General features: G+C 45.5%; 20 protein-coding genes. 3 read left to right on the forward strand and 17 right to left on the reverse strand.

Annotation, left to right across the window (positions count from 1 at the left end):
• Nucleotides 1-91 precede the first annotated feature (91 nt).
• A complete protein-coding gene (fabB, locus tag ACMXYP_RS16325) occupies nt 92-1,309 on the forward strand; it encodes a beta-ketoacyl-ACP synthase I (RefSeq protein ID WP_415882705.1) in 1,218 nt (405 codons plus the stop codon).
• A gap of 60 nt (nt 1,310-1,369) precedes the next feature.
• On the opposite strand, the gene ACMXYP_RS16330 is transcribed toward fabB, so the two are convergent.
• The 7 genes from ACMXYP_RS16330 to moaA all read right to left on the reverse strand — a co-directional run bounded on the left by ACMXYP_RS16330 (nt 1,370) and on the right by moaA (nt 6,853).
• The gene (locus ACMXYP_RS16330) at nt 1,370-2,107 is read right to left on the reverse strand and encodes a lysophospholipid acyltransferase family protein (RefSeq protein ID WP_415882706.1); all 738 of its coding nucleotides are present in this window, start codon (nt 2,105-2,107) and stop codon (nt 1,370-1,372) included.
• Nucleotides 2,108-2,109: 2 nt separating this feature from the next.
• A complete protein-coding gene (gene moaD / locus ACMXYP_RS16335) occupies nt 2,110-2,361 on the reverse strand; it encodes a molybdopterin converting factor subunit 1 (RefSeq protein ID WP_415882707.1) in 252 nt (83 codons plus the stop codon).
• Between the two features lie 2 nt (nt 2,362-2,363).
• On the reverse strand, nt 2,364-2,843 hold the full coding sequence (gene moaC / locus ACMXYP_RS16340) for a cyclic pyranopterin monophosphate synthase MoaC (RefSeq protein ID WP_415882708.1): 480 nt from the start codon (nt 2,841-2,843) through the stop codon (nt 2,364-2,366).
• Nucleotides 2,844-2,845: 2 nt separating this feature from the next.
• The gene (locus ACMXYP_RS16345) at nt 2,846-3,958 is read right to left on the reverse strand and encodes a 1-acyl-sn-glycerol-3-phosphate acyltransferase (protein ID WP_415882709.1); all 1,113 of its coding nucleotides are present in this window, start codon (nt 3,956-3,958) and stop codon (nt 2,846-2,848) included.
• A 77-nt stretch (nt 3,959-4,035) separates the two neighbouring features.
• Nucleotides 4,036-5,250, reverse strand: a complete 1,215-nt coding sequence (glp, locus tag ACMXYP_RS16350) for a gephyrin-like molybdotransferase Glp (RefSeq protein WP_415882710.1) — start codon at nt 5,248-5,250, stop codon at nt 4,036-4,038.
• A 9-nt stretch (nt 5,251-5,259) separates the two neighbouring features.
• Nucleotides 5,260-5,796 carry a molybdenum cofactor biosynthesis protein B gene (gene moaB, locus ACMXYP_RS16355; RefSeq protein WP_415882711.1) on the reverse strand — a complete coding sequence of 179 codons (537 nt, stop codon included), beginning with the start codon at nt 5,794-5,796 and terminating at the stop codon, nt 5,260-5,262.
• A 52-nt stretch (nt 5,797-5,848) separates the two neighbouring features.
• On the reverse strand, nt 5,849-6,853 hold the full coding sequence (gene moaA, locus ACMXYP_RS16360; RefSeq protein WP_415882712.1) for a GTP 3',8-cyclase MoaA: 1,005 nt from the start codon (nt 6,851-6,853) through the stop codon (nt 5,849-5,851).
• Nucleotides 6,854-6,949: 96 nt separating this feature from the next.
• On the opposite strand from moaA, the gene ACMXYP_RS16365 reads away from it, so the two are divergent.
• Entirely contained in the window at nt 6,950-7,327 is a 378-nt protein-coding gene (locus tag ACMXYP_RS16365) for a SirB2 family protein (protein ID WP_415882713.1), read from the forward strand.
• 21 nt (nt 7,328-7,348) lie between these two features.
• Here ACMXYP_RS16365 and rfbD read toward each other — a convergent pair whose 3' ends face one another.
• The 3 genes from rfbD to ssb all read right to left on the reverse strand — a co-directional run bounded on the left by rfbD (nt 7,349) and on the right by ssb (nt 9,463).
• The gene (rfbD, locus tag ACMXYP_RS16370) at nt 7,349-8,260 is read right to left on the reverse strand and encodes a dTDP-4-dehydrorhamnose reductase (RefSeq protein WP_415882714.1); all 912 of its coding nucleotides are present in this window, start codon (nt 8,258-8,260) and stop codon (nt 7,349-7,351) included.
• 199 nt (nt 8,261-8,459) lie between these two features.
• Nucleotides 8,460-8,699 (reverse strand): glutaredoxin 3, encoded by a 240-nt coding sequence (gene grxC, locus ACMXYP_RS16375; RefSeq protein ID WP_415882715.1) that lies wholly within the window; start codon nt 8,697-8,699, stop codon nt 8,460-8,462.
• Nucleotides 8,700-8,905: 206 nt separating this feature from the next.
• On the reverse strand, nt 8,906-9,463 hold the full coding sequence (gene ssb, locus ACMXYP_RS16380; RefSeq protein WP_415882716.1) for a single-stranded DNA-binding protein: 558 nt from the start codon (nt 9,461-9,463) through the stop codon (nt 8,906-8,908).
• 186 nt (nt 9,464-9,649) lie between these two features.
• On the opposite strand from ssb, the gene uvrA reads away from it, so the two are divergent.
• Nucleotides 9,650-12,478, forward strand: a complete 2,829-nt coding sequence (uvrA, locus tag ACMXYP_RS16385) for an excinuclease ABC subunit UvrA (protein ID WP_415882717.1) — start codon at nt 9,650-9,652, stop codon at nt 12,476-12,478.
• A gap of 39 nt (nt 12,479-12,517) precedes the next feature.
• Here uvrA and ACMXYP_RS16390 read toward each other — a convergent pair whose 3' ends face one another.
• The 7 genes from ACMXYP_RS16390 to rpmJ form a co-directional block, all read right to left on the reverse strand.
• The gene (locus ACMXYP_RS16390) at nt 12,518-13,186 is read right to left on the reverse strand and encodes an acyltransferase (RefSeq protein ID WP_415882718.1); all 669 of its coding nucleotides are present in this window, start codon (nt 13,184-13,186) and stop codon (nt 12,518-12,520) included.
• Between the two features lie 116 nt (nt 13,187-13,302).
• On the reverse strand, nt 13,303-13,692 hold the full coding sequence (gene rplQ, locus ACMXYP_RS16395; protein ID WP_415882719.1) for a 50S ribosomal protein L17: 390 nt from the start codon (nt 13,690-13,692) through the stop codon (nt 13,303-13,305).
• 39 nt (nt 13,693-13,731) lie between these two features.
• On the reverse strand, nt 13,732-14,736 hold the full coding sequence (locus ACMXYP_RS16400; protein ID WP_415882720.1) for a DNA-directed RNA polymerase subunit alpha: 1,005 nt from the start codon (nt 14,734-14,736) through the stop codon (nt 13,732-13,734).
• A gap of 24 nt (nt 14,737-14,760) precedes the next feature.
• Complete coding sequence (rpsD, locus tag ACMXYP_RS16405; RefSeq protein ID WP_415882721.1) at nt 14,761-15,381, reverse strand: 30S ribosomal protein S4; 621 nt, start codon at nt 15,379-15,381, stop codon at nt 14,761-14,763.
• A gap of 15 nt (nt 15,382-15,396) precedes the next feature.
• On the reverse strand, nt 15,397-15,786 hold the full coding sequence (rpsK, locus tag ACMXYP_RS16410) for a 30S ribosomal protein S11 (RefSeq protein WP_415882722.1): 390 nt from the start codon (nt 15,784-15,786) through the stop codon (nt 15,397-15,399).
• Nucleotides 15,787-15,811: 25 nt separating this feature from the next.
• Nucleotides 15,812-16,168: a 30S ribosomal protein S13 gene (rpsM, locus tag ACMXYP_RS16415; RefSeq protein ID WP_415882723.1), complete on the reverse strand. Its 357-nt coding sequence runs from the start codon at nt 16,166-16,168 to the stop codon at nt 15,812-15,814.
• A 147-nt stretch (nt 16,169-16,315) separates the two neighbouring features.
• Nucleotides 16,316-16,432, reverse strand: a complete 117-nt coding sequence (gene rpmJ / locus ACMXYP_RS16420) for a 50S ribosomal protein L36 (RefSeq protein WP_007021200.1) — start codon at nt 16,430-16,432, stop codon at nt 16,316-16,318.
• Nucleotides 16,433-16,434: the final 2 nt, after the last annotated feature.

Genomic DNA, 16,434 nt, shown 5'->3' on the forward strand with positions numbered 1-16,434 from the left:
TTTTCCGCCTACTTTTTTACGAATTTAGTGGCAAAACACTACTGATTCACGGAAAATAAGCACCTTAAATTAGAAAAAGAGAGAGAAGCACATGCGTCGCGTTGTTGTTACCGGTATGGGTATCGTTTCTTGTCTGGGTACAGATAAAGAAACCGTTCTGGAATCACTGCAGCAGGGTCGTTCTGGTATTAAATTCCAAGAAGACTATAAAGAGCGCGGTTTCCGTAGCCAGGTAGCCGGCAGCATCGATATCGATTTCTCTGAGCAAATCGACCGTAAATTGCTACGTTTCATGGGTGATGCAGCAGCATACACTTACATTGCAATGAAAGAAGCAATTGCTGATTCAAACCTAGCTGAAGATCAGGTTTCCAACGAGCGCACTGGCCTTATCGTAGGTTCTGGTGGTGCTTCTGCTGACAACATTGTTGAAACAGCCGATATCACTCGTGAGAAAGGCGTTAAGCGCGTAGGCCCTTACCGTGTTACTCGCACAATGGGTTCTACTGTTTCAGCTTGTCTAGCAACACCTTTCAAAATCAAAGGTGTTAACTACTCTATTACTTCTGCTTGTGCGACCAGTGCTCACTGCATTGGTAACGCAATGGAACAGATCCAGCTTGGTAAGCAAGACGTAGTATTCGCAGGTGGCGGTGAAGAACTTCACTGGGTACAGACTGCAATGTTTGATGCTATGGGCGCACTATCTAGCAAGTACAACGAAACTCCAGAACAAGCTTCTCGTGCATACGATGCAAACCGTGATGGCTTCGTTATCTCTGGCGGTGCTGGCATCCTAGTTATCGAAGAATACGAACACGCTAAAGCTCGTGGCGCTAAGATCTACGCTGAACTAGTAGGTTACGGTGCAACTTCTGATGGCTACGACATGGTTGCTCCTTCTGGCGAAGGCGCTGCTCGCTGCATGAAGCAAGCGATGGCAACTGTAGACGGCAAGATCGATTACATCAACGCACACGGCACCTCTACACCTGCGGGTGACATGCAAGAGCTGAAAGCGATGAAAGAAGCCTTTGGCGATGATATGCCAACGGTTACTTCTACTAAGTCTCTATCTGGTCACTCTCTAGGTGCAGCAGGCGTACAAGAAGCGGTTTACTCTCTGCTTATGCAGGAAAACAACTTCATCGCAGCATCTGCAAACATCGATGAGCTAGACCCAGAAGCAGAAGGCCTACCAATCGCTAGCGAGAAGCAGGAAAACGTAGATCTACAACGCGTTATGTCCAACAGCTTCGGCTTCGGCGGCACTAACTGCACATTGGTATTCGAAAAACTAAAAGACTAATCAGTCTTCTAGATATAAAAAAACCGCCATTCGGCGGTTTTTTTATATCTGAAATTTGGCTTAGGCTATCTCTAGCGCTTTCATATGTTCTTCTAACCAAGCCACCATATCTTCATGGATTTCATCCACTGTACGGCCTTCTACAGGAATTGGCTCGCCCACATGGACTTGTACAGTACCTGGGATCTTCGCAAAGCTTTTGCCTGGCCAATAGAGCCCAGCATCATGAATCATTGGGATCACCGGCACACCCGCACTTAACGCCAGCATCGCTCCGCCTTTGTTAAACTTACCCATTTTACCCACAGGCACTCGCGTACCCTGAGGGAAGATAATCACAGGGATATCATCTTCTAAACGAGATTTGCCCTCTGTTAAAAGCTGCTTAAGTGCGCCACGCCTTTGGCTACGATCAATCGCTATAGGATTCAACAGACCTAGCGCCCATCCAAAGAAAGGAATCTTAAGAAGCTCTTTTTTAAGCACTGTACACTGCGGGCGGACCAAGGTTTGTAAAAACAGCGTTTCCCACTCACTCTGGTGGTTAGCTACAACAACATAAGCGCCATCAGTAGGCAGATTTTCACGCCCAGTAATCTTTACACCCACACCACAACACAGTTTTAACCAAAAGATATAAAAGTAGTTAATCAGAGTGACAAATTTAAAGCGCTGCTGGAAATTCAATAGCGGCGAGATGATTAAACTCAGTGTGGCATGCACAATGGTTAGAGGGTAAAAGCCTAAGTAATAAAACACTGCACGTAGATAGTGCAGTGGATTCGCTTTTTTAGACATGCTTAACCCCCAGTTACCGGCGGGAAGAATGCAACCTCATCACCAGCAGCTACAGCGGCCTTCTCGTCACACATCTCTTGGTTAACAGCCATCAATATAGGCGTATCAACCAGAATCTTTTGCCACTGTTCTCCGTGAAGCTCAACTAGCTGATTTAGCACTGCAGATACATCAGCAGGCTGACTCACTTCGATAGATTCTTCAGCTACACCTAAACGCTCGCGCAAGCTGGCGAAATACACCACTTTAACCATGATTACTTCTCCACCTTCCAGTGACCGCTTTTGCCACCTTTCTTTTCCAATACTTTAACTGCGCTCATAACCATGCCTTTATCCACAGCCTTGCACATATCGTAAATCGTCAAACCCGCAACAGATGCCGCCGTTAGCGCTTCCATCTCCACCCCCGTCTGACCTGCCAACTTGCAGGTTGCCGTAATCTCAACAACGTTACGCTCGGTATTAGGATGAAGATCTACCGCAACTTTACTCAACATCAATGGGTGACAAAGAGGAATAAGATCACTGGTGCGTTTTGCAGCTTGAATACCTGCGATTCGTGCAACCGCTAAAACATCACCCTTTTTGTTACCACCTTCCGTAATTAACTTCATGGTGTCAGGCAGCATTTCAACTTCCGCATAGGCAGTCGCTTCACGAAAAGTCACCTGCTTTTCGGAAACATCCACCATGTTAGCGTTTCCCTGATCATCCAGATGGGTTAAACGACTCATAATTACTCCTGTGTTTGCGTTGCCTGATTTAGAACAGGATTAGCGTACATCTGACGAAGAATATCCTGCGCACCGCCTTCAACACTGTTAATACGCGCTTCTAAACCAGCCTTCTGATCAGCAGTAGCATCATCACTACGACCTGCTGCAATCAGATTAGATGGGTGCAAATAGTAATTTTCATGAATTTGACGATCGATCTCAGCCGCTAGCTCTTCAGGCGTATCGAAGTCAGCATCGATAGGATCACCAAAAGCGACATGTACATGCCCCTTATCACCGGTAATGCCTTTCACGATACTAGAGATATCTTCATACTCAGATTTTTCATAAACACCATCAGTCGCCTTAGCATGCAGCTCATTCGCTTTTAAGGCATCACATGGATCGTATTCATAAGAGATAGAAACCGGCACAATATTCAGACGCTTAGCCTGCTCAGCAAAACTACGCGATTTTCGATGCGCCATATAAAGCATCTTCAAAATGGCTGGGTCTGTGGCATCATTCCCATCTTTTGCACGGCCTTCTCGCTGTGCTAACCAGATAGAATGACCGCCTAAGATACTGTGATCGATATAAGAAGATAGCTGCGTTAGCGCTTTCATCATTTCACGCCCTGTCGCAGAACGATTGACGATAAAGCTCTTATTCAAACGCATAATGTCAGAAACATAAGGCTTACGAAGCAGGTTATCACCGATTGCAATCCGAACTGTATCCATGCCGTATTGATGACGAACCCAATTGACGAATGCTGGGTCCATTGCGATATCTCGGTGGTTTGAGATAAACAGGTAGGACTCTTCAGGATCAAGCTCATCTATACCACTACAAGTAAGCTTGGTGGTCGAACGGCCAATCATCTTCTTCATATAGTTAGCCACCAGCATCTGAAACTCATAGACACTATCGATCTCACCAATCTTGGCAGCCAAGGCAATACGAACAAATGGTTTTAACAACCATCCAATACTCGAGGATAATTTAGGAAACTGGTAACGCGTAACAGCGGTCAGGAATTCATCATTGTGAAGAATATTAAGGAGTGCATCCGCTACTTCACTATCGTTGAACGGTCTGATCTCTTTATACGGATCCTGCTGATCTGTCATTCTTTCCTCGAAAGCTCTACTAAAAAGGCCGTTATTTTACCGTTTTCTCACGCAAACTTCAGGGAAATTAAATGTAATTAACCGAGAAGTTCAGAAAACGGGATGAATCCGACCAAATCACCCTCTTCTACAATTGTCTGAGGAGGAATAACAGCAATTCCATTTGCCCAACTAGCAGACATCAATACTCCGGAACTCTGGTTTGCGAACGGCTGTAAACGCCCATCCTCAAACCGAACTCGCAGATATTCTTGACGCTGAATAGCTCGCTTTCTCTGGAAGCCAGCAGGTACAGAAAGCTGAAGCGGCGGCTCGAATGAAGCTCCCTGCAACTTAAGCAAGAAGGCCCTCGCCAACAAACAAAAAGTTATGAGTGTAGACGTTGGATTACCCGGCAAACCGACAAAGGGCGTGCCTTTGACCTGCCCATAGGCAACAGGCTTTCCAGGTTTGATCTTGATCTTCCACATGTCCAACTGACCAAGATGCTCGACACAAGATTTGACATGATCCTCTTCACCCACAGAAACACCACCGGTACTGATGATGGCATCTGCCGATGCAGCCGCTTTTTCCAATGTTGCTAGCGTCGCTTCACGCGTATCTTCTACACAACCTAGATCAACAACCTCCATACCTAGACCCTGTAAAAGTCCAGTCAGGATATAGCGATTAGAGTTATAGATTTGCCCTTCACCAAGAGAGGTACCTGGCTCCACCAGCTCATCACCTGTGGATAAGGTCGCAACCTTGAGGCGCTTATATACAGACACAGAAGACAAGCCTACCGACGCTAATATCCCTAGATCAGCGGCTTGTAAACGTGTACCTACTGCGAGCACCTGGCTACCAGCCAAAATATCTTGGCCAGCACTGCGGACATTATCACCAACCGGCACATCTGCAGGAAAAACAACCTTATCCCCCTCAAGGTGAACATCTTCCTGCATAACAACTGCATTGGCACCTTGAGGAATCTCTGCTCCAGTAAAAATACGGGCACAGGTACCTGCAACTAAAGACTGCGGAGGCGTACCTGCAGGGATTCTCTGGCTGATTTCTAAGCTTGTCTTAGCACCCAAATCAGCCGTATTAATAGCGTAACCATCCATACTACTATTATCAGCCGGAGGGACTGACACAGAAGCGACCGGAGCTTCAGCTAATACGCGCCCTAAGGCCTCTGCAACAGGCACAATCTCAGTCACTACAGAAACATGTGCTCCAGCTAAAAGGCGCTGCAGCGCTTCATCAAAAGGGATCAAACCAGGTTGAGAATCACAGCTTCCCATTTTCTTACCTTAAGCGTTATCTTCTTGATGCTTCATGATCAACGAAGCAAAATTGCAAGGCTTATGACGATGATCTAACTGCTGCGCAATCACATCATCCCAACCAGTACGGCAAGCACCGGTAGAGCCAGGCAGACAGAAAATCACGGTACCATTTGCAAGACCACCTAACGCTCTGGACTGAATGGTAGAGGTGCCGATCTGACCGGCAGAAACTTGACGGAAAAATTCACCAAACCCTTCAATAGATTTATCAAACAAAGGAGCCATCGCTTCTGGGGTAGAGTCGCGACCCGAAAAGCCTGTACCGCCCGTGGAGATAATTACATGGATATTTGAATCAGCAATCCAACGCGATGCTACCGCTCGCATCTGGTAGACATCATCTTTAACTATTTCACGTGCACCAAGTACGTGGCCTGCAGCCTCTAAACGATCAACCAAAGCTTGCCCAGAGGTATCTGATTCAAGAGTACGGGTATCAGATACAGTTAATACGGCAATATTTAGCGGAATAAATTCCGCTCTGGCAGGAGTATGGGACATGAGTATTTTCCTTAATAAGAAAGTACGGAAGCAAGGACAACGATGAACTCGTTTAGCCCCCTGTCATATTCATAAAACGAATGATTTGTGGCTCATCATCTAGATCAAATTCGTGCTTCTCAGGCTTCAAATCCATAGCATCGATAATAACCTGCTTCAGTTTTTCCTGATCATTAGGGTGAGCACGTAATGTATGTAGAAGATCAACAGAGTGTTCGTTACCCAAACAAAGCAACAAACGCCCCTCAACGGTTACCCTGACACGGTTACATTCAGAGCAGAAGTTATGGCTATGAGGTGAGATAAAACCAACGCGGCTTTCACTATCACTCATGCGATAATAACGAGAAGGCCCAGCAGTTCGTTCTACAGTTGGCTGTAACTCATATTTCTGCTCAATAATCGCGCGAACTTCATCACTTGAGCAGTAAACTTCACCACGATCATGTTCGGAAATTTGACCTAAAGGCATCTCTTCAATAAAACTAACATCAACGCCTTTATCACGCGCAAAATCTACAAGATCGAGAATTTCGTCATCATTGCGGCCTTTCATAACCACCGCATTCAACTTAATACGATCAAACCCTGCTTCAATAGCCGCATCAATACCTGCAAGTACTTTTGGCAATTTACCAATACGGGTCATCGCTTTGAAACGATCTTCACGCAAGCTATCAATACTGATATTTAGACGATTGACGCCAGCATCTTTGAGATCCTGGGCCATATGAACAAGCTGAGAACCATTGGTGGTAATTGCTAACTCAGCATCTAACTGACCAACGCTGCGCATCAGCTTTATGACATCACGACGAACCAACGGCTCACCACCAGTCAATCGGATCTTCTTTACACCTAAGCTAACAAAAGCTTGAGCTATCTGATCAATCTCTTCGAGTGTAAGTACTTGAGCATGCGGAAGAAAAGTCATCTCTTCAGCCATGCAATAAACACAACGAAAATCGCAACGATCAGTTACAGAGAGTCGAATATAGTCGACAGTTCTGCCAAACCGATCTACCAGCGCTTGCGTATCATCTTTAGAATTGGCCATGGTTTATCAATGAAGCATGTAATTTATAATTTTATCGCACTAAAATAGCACAAATTCATTTCAACAGCAGTTAGACCAATTTTCATAGGAAACCTAATGTACTTCGCCATTAAGCACATCCATTTAACCTGCATAGCCTTAAGCTTCGTACTCTTTCTTTTACGTGGTGGCTTGGCACTATTTTGCCCAGAAAAACTAGAAAAACGCTGGTTAAAGATCGTACCACATATTATTGATACCGCACTGCTGATCAGCGCGCTAACGCTCGCGGTAATGATTGAGCAATATCCGTTTGTTCATCACTGGCTAACAGCTAAAGTGATCGCTTTGGTGGTGTATATTGGTTTAGGAACAATCGCTATCAAACGCGGCAAAACCAAAGCAATTCAAGCAACAGCACTAGCAGGCGCTCTGTTTGCTTTCATTTACATTGCAGCCGTTGCGGTTTCTAAATCCCCAATGCCTTGGGGTTAAGAAATCTATAGTACTTGGCGGCTAGGATGATGGATAGATATCTCGCATCAACCATTGCAACTCCTGTCGCCAAGGTCTCTGCCTTATCCCAAATACACTCAATAATTTTTTACACATTAAAACAGACGTATTTGGACGTAATGCTTCAGTGACGTAATCTTTACTCGATACTGGGACCAACTTTTCCACATCAAAGTTTTCGTACTGACCTGCAGCAATCAGAATCTCTTTACAGAAATCATAACGATTGATCACCTCAGCGCCGCAGTAATGGAAAGTGCCCCAGGCATCGGCACCATTATGAATCTGCTTTAGCATAGCGAGAATAACTCGGGCCACATCAGATGCAGAGGTAGGACAGCCCTTACGATCTGTTACAGCTTGTAGCTCTGATTGTTTCTTAGCTGCCTCAAGGGTTCGCAAAACAAAGTTGTTACCCTGTTCACTAAACAACCAACTAACTCGCAAGATAATATGCTTCGGCAAAGCTTGACGGAGTCTCTCTTCACCTTGCCACTTACTATCACCATAAATCCCTAAAGGTGCGACTTCATCCTCTTCGGCGTAGCCGCTGGCATAGTGACCATCAAACACGTAGTCAGTGGATAAGTGAAACATTGGGATAGACAGATCACCACAAGCAAACGCTAAGGCCTCTACTCCATCAGAGTTAACCGCATAACAAAGTTCTGATTGTGACTCTGCTTCATCGACATCATCAAACGCAGCACAGTTCACAACATAATCTGGTAGATGATGAGCTAGTTGCTCAGAGATCTGCTCTGGATCAGTAACATCTAACTGAGATTTTCCCAAAGCAATAACCTCAAAAAAGTTATCCGCTTCTACAGCACGCGTCAACGCGCTCCCCACCTGCCCATGAGCTCCGGTAATTAATATTTTGATAGGCTTTAACAGTAGATCCAGTGCCATTAAACCAAACTCTCCGGCATCTCATTTTGACTAATAAAACTATTCACCCTGCATAACAGCAGAAAGTTACCTCACTTCTTAAAAAATATACCTCAATCTCCCGGTAAGGCCCAGTAAACCCTTAGCAGGGTAGCTATTTTTAGTCGAAGCTTGATCTAACACCCTGATAACTGACTAACAACTGCCCGCAACCTTCCTCTCACAGTAACTTCTGCTCTTGAACATAAGCTGAAAAGTCATCAAAGCCACCTATATGCTGATTATTCACAAAGATCTGCGGCACAGTTTTGCGCTGAGTACGTTGAACCATGGTGGTTTTAACCTTAGGTTTACCTGTAATTTCGATCTCGTTAAATTGCCACCCCAGCTTTTTCAACAAGCGTTTGGCTGCAATGCAGTATGGGCAATAACTCATGGTATAAATTTCGACTGACGGCATTTTTTAACTCCTAAAAATCATTCTGTTTGTATTTATGCTGTCACTAAATTTACCCGTAAAACTTCTGCTATAGGCCTCCAAAGATCCACAGTAATCGTCCAAGCATCCAAAATAGATTTGCGCTCCCAACCAAGCCCTATGAAAGGCCTAAAACGAAAAAACCTCGCAATGCGAGGTCTTTATCGATCTATCCAGCTCTACAAATATTAGAACGGAATATCATCATCAAAATCATCAAAACCCGGCGCCGCTTGAGGTGCAGGCGCTTGCTGCGGTGCTGGAGCAGGACGCTGCTGAGGAGCTTGCTGAGGCGCAGCTTGTGGAGCCATCTGCGGTGCCATTTGTGGCGCCGGTGCTTGCTGCTGTTGTGGCTGTTGTGCATAACCACCCTGTTGTTGCTGAGGAGCATAGCCACCTTCGTTACCGCCACGACTATCAAGCAACTGCATTTCGCTTGCTACGATCTCAGTCGTGTAACGATCCTGGCCACTTTGATCCTGCCATTTACGGGTACGCAACGCGCCTTCAACGTAAACCTTGCCGCCTTTACGCATATACTCGCCAGCGATCTCCGCTAGACGGTTAAAAAATACCACACGGTGCCATTCAGTACGCTCTTGCTGCTGGCCCGTCTGCTTATCTTTCCATGATTCAGACGTTGCGATGGTTACATTAGTTACAGCATTGCCATTTGGCATATAACGTACTTCTGGGTCTCCACCCAGATTGCCCACCAAAATTACTTTATTAACACCACGTGCCATTTTCTTTCTCCAAAAATCTTCTCTCACGTCAGATTGATAAACCTGCGCGTATAACAAGCAAGCTTAACATGCGATCACCCTCTCGCCCACTCTTATCCCATAGAGATTTTATCGTTTAGAAAAGCTACAGCGGCCACGAAAAATCTCTATAATGGGATGTTTTGTTTTCCACATCTGAGAGCCATTATGGATAAGATTCAGGTCCGGGGTGCGCGTACCCACAACCTTAAAGATATCGATCTTGAGATCCCCCGAGACAAACTCATTGTTATTACAGGGTTATCCGGCTCAGGTAAGTCTTCACTGGCATTTGATACGCTCTATGCAGAAGGTCAACGCCGCTATGTTGAGTCTCTCTCGACCTATGCTCGTCAGTTCCTATCGATGATGGAAAAACCCGATGTTGATCATATCGAAGGCTTATCCCCTGCGATTTCAATTGAACAAAAATCAACATCTCACAACCCTCGCTCGACGGTTGGTACGATCACCGAAATTTACGATTACTTGCGCTTGTTGTTTGCTCGTGCAGGTGAGCCACGCTGTCCGGATCATGATCTACCGCTTGCAGCTCAAACAATCAGTCAGATGGTGGACCAAGTACTTGAGCTTGAGCAAGGCAGCAAATTAATGCTGTTAGCACCTGTAGTACAGGGTAGAAAAGGTGAGCACTTACACACTATAAACAACTTGCGCGCTGAAGGTTTCATTCGCGCCAGAATCGATGGAATTGTCGTTGACCTCGATAGTGCGCCAGAGCTAGATAAGAACAAGAAGCACGATATCGAAGTAGTTATTGACCGCTTCAAAGTTCGCGATGATCTCCAGACCCGTTTAGCCGAGTCATTCGAAACAGCACTTAACCTCAGTGACGGCATTGCCAAAGTTGCTTACATGGATGGTGACGCTGACGAATTAATTTTCTCAGCTCGTTTTGCCTGTCCAGAATGTGGACATAGTATTCAGGAGCTTGAACCGAGACTGTTTTCTTTCAACAATCCTCATGGTGCTTGTCCAAGCTGTGATGGCTTAGGGGTTAAGCAATACTTTGATCCATCTAAAGTCGTTCACGATTCAAACCTGACCCTATCCGAAGGCGCGATTAGAGGCTGGGACCGCCGCAGCTTATATTATTTCCAGCAGCTCAAAGCGGTAGCAGAGCAATACGGGTTTGATATGGATACACCATTCAAATCCCTGAAAAAATCAGAACAAGACCTTATTTTGAATGGTAGTGGCAAAGAAACCGTCACTTTCCGCTACCTAAATGATCGCGGCGATATCATCAATAAGGCACACCCATTCGAAGGTGTGCTCAATAACTTACAACGCCGCTATAAAGAAACCGAATCTGATACCGTTCGTGAAGATCTAGCCAAATATCTAAATATGCAGCCGTGCTCGTCCTGTAACGGCAGTCGCTTACGCCGCGATGCGAGACACGTATATATAGATCAGCAGACACTCCCTGATATCGTTAAAAAACCAATTGGAGAGAGTTTAGAGTACTTTGAGAATCTTCATCTAACAGGCAAACAAGGCGAAATTGCTGAAAAGATTCTCAAAGAGATTCGTGAACGCCTAAGATTCCTTGTCAACGTAGGCCTCGAGTACCTCTCTCTAGATCGCAATGCCGATACTCTATCAGGTGGTGAAGCACAGCGAATTCGTCTGGCAAGTCAGATTGGCGCTGGCCTTGTTGGTGTTATGTACATTCTAGATGAGCCTTCAATCGGCTTGCACCAACGGGATAACGAGCGCCTATTAAAAACTCTGGTCCACTTGAGGGATTTGGGTAATACAGTCATTGTTGTTGAACATGATGAAGACGCTATTCGTCTTGCGGATTATGTCATTGATATAGGCCCTGGCGCAGGTGTACATGGCGGACAAGTTATTGCTGAAGGTACGCCAGATGAAGTCATGGCAAACCCAGCCTCTATCACAGGCCAGTATTTAACAGGGACTAAAGAGATCGCTGTACCTGAACAGCGTCATCTTGCTGATAGTAAGAAACAACTATGCCTTAACGGTGCTAGCGGTAACAACCTAAACGATGTAGATCTTAAGATTCCAGTAGGTTTACTAACCTGCGTTACCGGTGTATCGGGCTCGGGCAAATCAACTCTGATCAACGGTACGCTGTATCCAATCGCAGCAACTGAACTTAATAATGCTACTACCTTGGATCCCGCACCTCACGAATCGATCGAAGGCATTAATCATTTTGATAAAGTGATCGATATTGATCAAAGCCCGATCGGCCGTACTCCGCGCTCAAACCCAGCAACCTATACAGGTATTTTTACACCCGTACGTGAACTGTTTGCCGGTACTCAAGAGGCACGCTCGCGTGGCTATAAGCCAGGGCGCTTTAGTTTTAATGTCAAAGGTGGTCGCTGTGAAGCTTGTCAGGGTGATGGCGTCATCAAGGTAGAGATGCACTTCCTACCTGATGTATATGTCCCTTGCGATGTTTGTAAAGGTAAGCGCTACAACCGTGAAACGTTGGAGATCAAATACAAAGGCAAGAATATCCATGAAGTCTTAGATCTTACGGTTGAAGATGCGCGAGAATTCTTCGATGCGATACCAGCACTGGCTCGTCGCCTACAGACCTTAATGGATGTTGGTTTGTCCTATATCCGTTTGGGTCAAGCTGCAACAACACTATCTGGTGGTGAAGCTCAGCGCGTAAAACTAGCTAAAGAGCTATCTAAGCGTGATACAGGTAAAACTCTGTATATCCTTGATGAACCAACTACAGGCCTGCATTTTTACGATATTCAGCAATTACTGAACGTACTCTATCGTTTACGCGATCACGGCAACACAATTGTAGTGATTGAGCACAATTTGGATGTGATCAAAACAGCCGATTGGATTGTAGATTTAGGACCTGAGGGTGGCGTTAAAGGCGGAATGATCATTGCCGAAGGTACACCTGAAGAAGTTGCTGAGAACCCAGCTTCGCATACAGGTAGGTTTTTAAAGCCAATGCTTAACCTGAAATAATCAGGTTAAGCAATTGGGTAGAACTAAATACGATCTAGTTTAGTGTTGCCAGTGAACACCTTCTTTGATTTTCTTAGAAGGTGCTCCAGCAATGATCACATCTTTCTCGGCAATTGATCTAGTTACCGTAGTATTTGCAGCAACTATACAGCCATCTGCAATCACAGAGTTCTTCAATACAAAGCTTCTTGCACCTAGCCAGACATTGTTACCAATGACCACTCGATCTTCGGTATTGATCTGATCACCTGATTGATCGAATATTGCGTGCTGGTCAGTGTCCATGACCACAGATTCCCAAGCGAACATACAGTCGCTGCCGATAGACATCTGTTTTTCGCAGATAATCGTGTTATCACCTGTGGCGATAAAATTGGTGCCAAGATCCAAATCACCGGCAACAATTAATCGTGTTCCTTTACCTATCTTAACTTTGCCCTTAACAGTGAACTGACCATCAATTTGGAGCATTGTTCGACTGTAGCGATAATCAATCATATCGGCACCAGTAAAGCCGATACGAACCAAGCCAGTTTTAACCTTATCTAACTTAACCTTACCATTTAGTGAAATGAGTTTAGTTCTATTTGAAACAATAATAGGAAGCTTAATCGCTTGATCAAAAGGTAATAAGCGTAAGTTGACGTAAAGACTTTTTGGAATCGCAGCTAAGTAGCGAAGAAACTTAACCAATTTATCAGTATTCATTACAGCTAAAAACCTATCATCGAACAAGCAATCTGAAGGGTAATAGTAATGCCTTTACTAAATTTCAGGCAATAAAAAACCCGGCATAAAGCCGGGTTTTTTTAGATCAAGAAATCTTAATCTTCTGCTTCGTCAGCAGCTTCTACAGCTGGACGATCAACTAGCTCAACGTAAGCCATTGGAGCGTTGTCACCTGGGCGGAAACCGCACTTCAGGATACGAACGTAGCCACCAGGACGCGCGTTGTAACGCGGACCTAGTTCGTTGAACAGTTTACCAACAGCAACTTTGCTGCCAGTACGTGCGAATGCCAAACGGCGGTTCGCTACAGTGTCGTTTTTAGCCAGTGTAATCAGTGGCTCTGCATAGCCGCGCAGTTCTTTAGCTTTAGGCAGAGTTGTACGAATCAACTCGTGCTCAAACAAAGATACTGCCATGTTTTTAAACATAGCTTTGCGGTGCGCACTGGTACGGCTTAATTTACGACCAGATTTACGATGACGCATGATAAATCCCTACCAAACCAGTCAGTTGTTATCGCCGAATCAGGAAGCGACTTTATCGTCGTTCTTCAGGCTAGCCGGTGGCCAGTTCTCAAGACGCATACCTAGGGACAAGCCCTTAGATGCAAGTACGTCTTTGATCTCTGTCAACGACTTCTTACCCAAGTTCGGAGTCTTAAGCAGTTCAACCTCTGTACGCTGAATCAGATCACCAATATAGTAGATCTGTTCTGCCTTCAGACAGTTGGCGGAACGTACAGTCAGCTCCAGATCATCTACAGGACGCAGAAGAATTGGATCAATTTCCGGCTCTTCTGGTTCATCCTTAGCTTGATCAGCACCATCTTCCAGGTCAACAAACACAATAAGTTGTTGCTGAAGGATAGTAGCCGCACGACGGATAGCTTCTTCTGGATCAATGGTACCGTTAGATTCGATATCAATAACCAGTTTATCCAAGTCAGTACGTTGCTCTACACGCGCGCTTTCTACTACGTAAGAAACGCGACGCACTGGGCTGAAAGTAGCGTCCAGCTGTAGACGACCGATTGCACGAGTCTCTTCTTCATCAGAAACACGCAGATCAGCTGGAACGTAACCACGGCCACGACCAACAGTTAGCTGCATGTTTAGACTCGCACCTTCATTAAGGTGAGCAATAACGTGGTCCGGGTTAGCGATTTCAACATCCTGATTCAGTTGAATATCACCAGCAGTTACAGGACCTGCTTCAGATTTGCTCAGAGTCAGGGTTACTTCGTCGTTGTTGTGCAACAACACTGCAACCCCTTTCAGGTTCAGGAGGATCTCAATTACATCTTCCTGAACACCTTCAATTGTGCTGTACTCATGCAAAACGCCTTCAATCTCAACTTCTGTTACGGCACAACCCGGCATAGAAGATAAAAGAATGCGGCGTAATGCATTGCCCAGCGTATGGCCAAATCCACGCTCAAGTGGCTCTAGAGTCACTTTAGCGCGCGTTTTGCTGATTTCTTGTACGTCAATATGACGTGGACTTAGAAACTCATTTACCGAACGCTGCATATTTCCACCAAATTAAAGTTAAAATTACTTCGAGTACAGCTCTACAATTAGCTGTTCGTTGATATCTGCGGACAGATCAGAACGCTCTGGAGTGGCTTTGTATGTGCCTTCCATTTTTGCAGCGTCTACATCAACCCACTCAACTGCTGCACGTTGGCCAGCTAGTTCTAGAGCGTTTTTAATACGCAACTGAGATTTAGCTTTTTCACGTACTGCTACAACATCACCTGCTTTAACTTGGTAGGAAGCGATGTTCACAACCTGACCGTTAACAGTGATTGAGCGGTGAGATACGATCTGACGAGATTCGGCACGTGTAGAACCGAAACCCATGCGATATACAACATTGTCCAAACGACCTTCTAGCAGTTGCAGAAGGTTTTCACCTGTTGCACCGCTACGACGAGCCGCTTCTTTATAATAACTGCGGAACTGACGTTCCAGTACGCCGTACATACGACGAACTTTCTGTTTTTCACGTAGCTGCAGGCCGTAGTCGGATAAACGACCGCGACGAGCGCCGTGAACACCAGGGACAGTCTCAGCTTTACACTTGCTGTCCAGTGCGCGAACACCGCTCTTTAGGAAAAGGTCTGTACCTTCCCTACGAGACAGTTTGCACTTTGGTCCAAGATAACGAGCCATATTACCGTCTCCAGATTAAACGCGACGTTTCTTCGGTGGACGACAACCATTGTGAGGGATTGGCGTCACGTCAGTGATATTTGCAATTTTGTAGCCTACAGAGTTCAGAGCACGAACCGCTGATTCGCGACCTGGCCCTGGGCCTTTTACAAATACGTCTAAGTTTTTCAGGCCATATTCTAATGCAGCCTGTCCAGCGCGCTCAGCCGCAACCTGAGCAGCGAAAGGGGTACTCTTACGAGAACCACGGAAGCCGGAGCCACCCGCAGTTGCCCAAGATAGAGCGTTACCCTGACGATCGGTAATTGTAATGATCGTATTGTTAAAAGAAGCGTGGATGTGGGCGAACCCATCCGCTATTTGCTTCTTCGCTTTTTTGCGTGTGCGATTACCTGGCTTTGCCATATTCGGAATTCCTATCGCTTACCACTTATTTACGGATCGGCTTACGCGGGCCTTTTCGAGTGCGCGCGTTAGTTTTACTACGCTGACCGCGAACCGGAAGGTTACGACGGTGGCGAATGCCGCGGAAACAACCAAGGTCCATCAAACGTTTGATGCTCATGGATACTTCACGACGTAGGTCGCCTTCAACAGTAAATTTAGCAACTTCTCCACGAACGATGTCCAATTGCTCATCGGACAAATCAGAGATCTTAGTAGTCGGTGCAATACCGCAAGTTTCTAAGATCGCAGACGATGTCGTGCGGCCAATACCGTAAATGTAAGTCAGAGAAATTACCGCATGCTTATTGTCAGGAATGTTGACTCCAGCTATACGGGCCATTCTATTACTCCGTTTAATAAAAGGTGTTTGTTGAAATTATCAAACACCAATAAAAATTTGTTCTGTTCGCAGAAGGCGCGCAATAATACACATTGATTAAAATTAAATCAAGTGTTGCACACCATCTGCGCCCAAATCAGGGATTAATTAACCCTGACGCTGCTTGTGACGCGGCTCTACTTTACAGATCACACGTACTGAACCGTTACGACGAACGATTTTGCAGTTACGACAGATCTTTTTAACAGATGCACGTACTTTCATGA

It is taken from the genome of Neptuniibacter sp. QD34_54 (assembly GCF_047778055.1).
Lineage (GTDB): Bacteria > Pseudomonadota > Gammaproteobacteria > Pseudomonadales > Balneatricaceae > Neptuniibacter.

What these genes read in the sequence shown, in the direction of transcription:
- fabB (WP_415882705.1), top strand. Translation starts at nt 92, where the DNA reads ATGCGTCGCGTTGTTGTTACCGGTATGGGTATCGTTTCTTGTCTGGGT.
- ACMXYP_RS16330 (WP_415882706.1), bottom strand. Translation starts at nt 2,107, where the DNA reads ATGTCTAAAAAAGCGAATCCACTGCACTATCTACGTGCAGTGTTTTAT.
- moaD (WP_415882707.1), bottom strand. Translation starts at nt 2,361, where the DNA reads ATGGTTAAAGTGGTGTATTTCGCCAGCTTGCGCGAGCGTTTAGGTGTA.
- moaC (WP_415882708.1), bottom strand. Translation starts at nt 2,843, where the DNA reads ATGAGTCGTTTAACCCATCTGGATGATCAGGGAAACGCTAACATGGTG.
- ACMXYP_RS16345 (WP_415882709.1), bottom strand. Translation starts at nt 3,958, where the DNA reads ATGACAGATCAGCAGGATCCGTATAAAGAGATCAGACCGTTCAACGAT.
- glp (WP_415882710.1), bottom strand. Translation starts at nt 5,250, where the DNA reads ATGGGAAGCTGTGATTCTCAACCTGGTTTGATCCCTTTTGATGAAGCG.
- moaB (WP_415882711.1), bottom strand. Translation starts at nt 5,796, where the DNA reads ATGTCCCATACTCCTGCCAGAGCGGAATTTATTCCGCTAAATATTGCC.
- moaA (WP_415882712.1), bottom strand. Translation starts at nt 6,853, where the DNA reads ATGGCCAATTCTAAAGATGATACGCAAGCGCTGGTAGATCGGTTTGGC.
- ACMXYP_RS16365 (WP_415882713.1), top strand. Translation starts at nt 6,950, where the DNA reads ATGTACTTCGCCATTAAGCACATCCATTTAACCTGCATAGCCTTAAGC.
- rfbD (WP_415882714.1), bottom strand. Translation starts at nt 8,260, where the DNA reads ATGGCACTGGATCTACTGTTAAAGCCTATCAAAATATTAATTACCGGA.
- grxC (WP_415882715.1), bottom strand. Translation starts at nt 8,699, where the DNA reads ATGCCGTCAGTCGAAATTTATACCATGAGTTATTGCCCATACTGCATT.
- ssb (WP_415882716.1), bottom strand. Translation starts at nt 9,463, where the DNA reads ATGGCACGTGGTGTTAATAAAGTAATTTTGGTGGGCAATCTGGGTGGA.
- uvrA (WP_415882717.1), top strand. Translation starts at nt 9,650, where the DNA reads ATGGATAAGATTCAGGTCCGGGGTGCGCGTACCCACAACCTTAAAGAT.
- ACMXYP_RS16390 (WP_415882718.1), bottom strand. Translation starts at nt 13,186, where the DNA reads ATGAATACTGATAAATTGGTTAAGTTTCTTCGCTACTTAGCTGCGATT.
- rplQ (WP_415882719.1), bottom strand. Translation starts at nt 13,692, where the DNA reads ATGCGTCATCGTAAATCTGGTCGTAAATTAAGCCGTACCAGTGCGCAC.
- ACMXYP_RS16400 (WP_415882720.1), bottom strand. Translation starts at nt 14,736, where the DNA reads ATGCAGCGTTCGGTAAATGAGTTTCTAAGTCCACGTCATATTGACGTA.
- rpsD (WP_415882721.1), bottom strand. Translation starts at nt 15,381, where the DNA reads ATGGCTCGTTATCTTGGACCAAAGTGCAAACTGTCTCGTAGGGAAGGT.
- rpsK (WP_415882722.1), bottom strand. Translation starts at nt 15,786, where the DNA reads ATGGCAAAGCCAGGTAATCGCACACGCAAAAAAGCGAAGAAGCAAATA.
- rpsM (WP_415882723.1), bottom strand. Translation starts at nt 16,168, where the DNA reads ATGGCCCGTATAGCTGGAGTCAACATTCCTGACAATAAGCATGCGGTA.
- rpmJ (WP_007021200.1), bottom strand. Translation starts at nt 16,432, where the DNA reads ATGAAAGTACGTGCATCTGTTAAAAAGATCTGTCGTAACTGCAAAATC.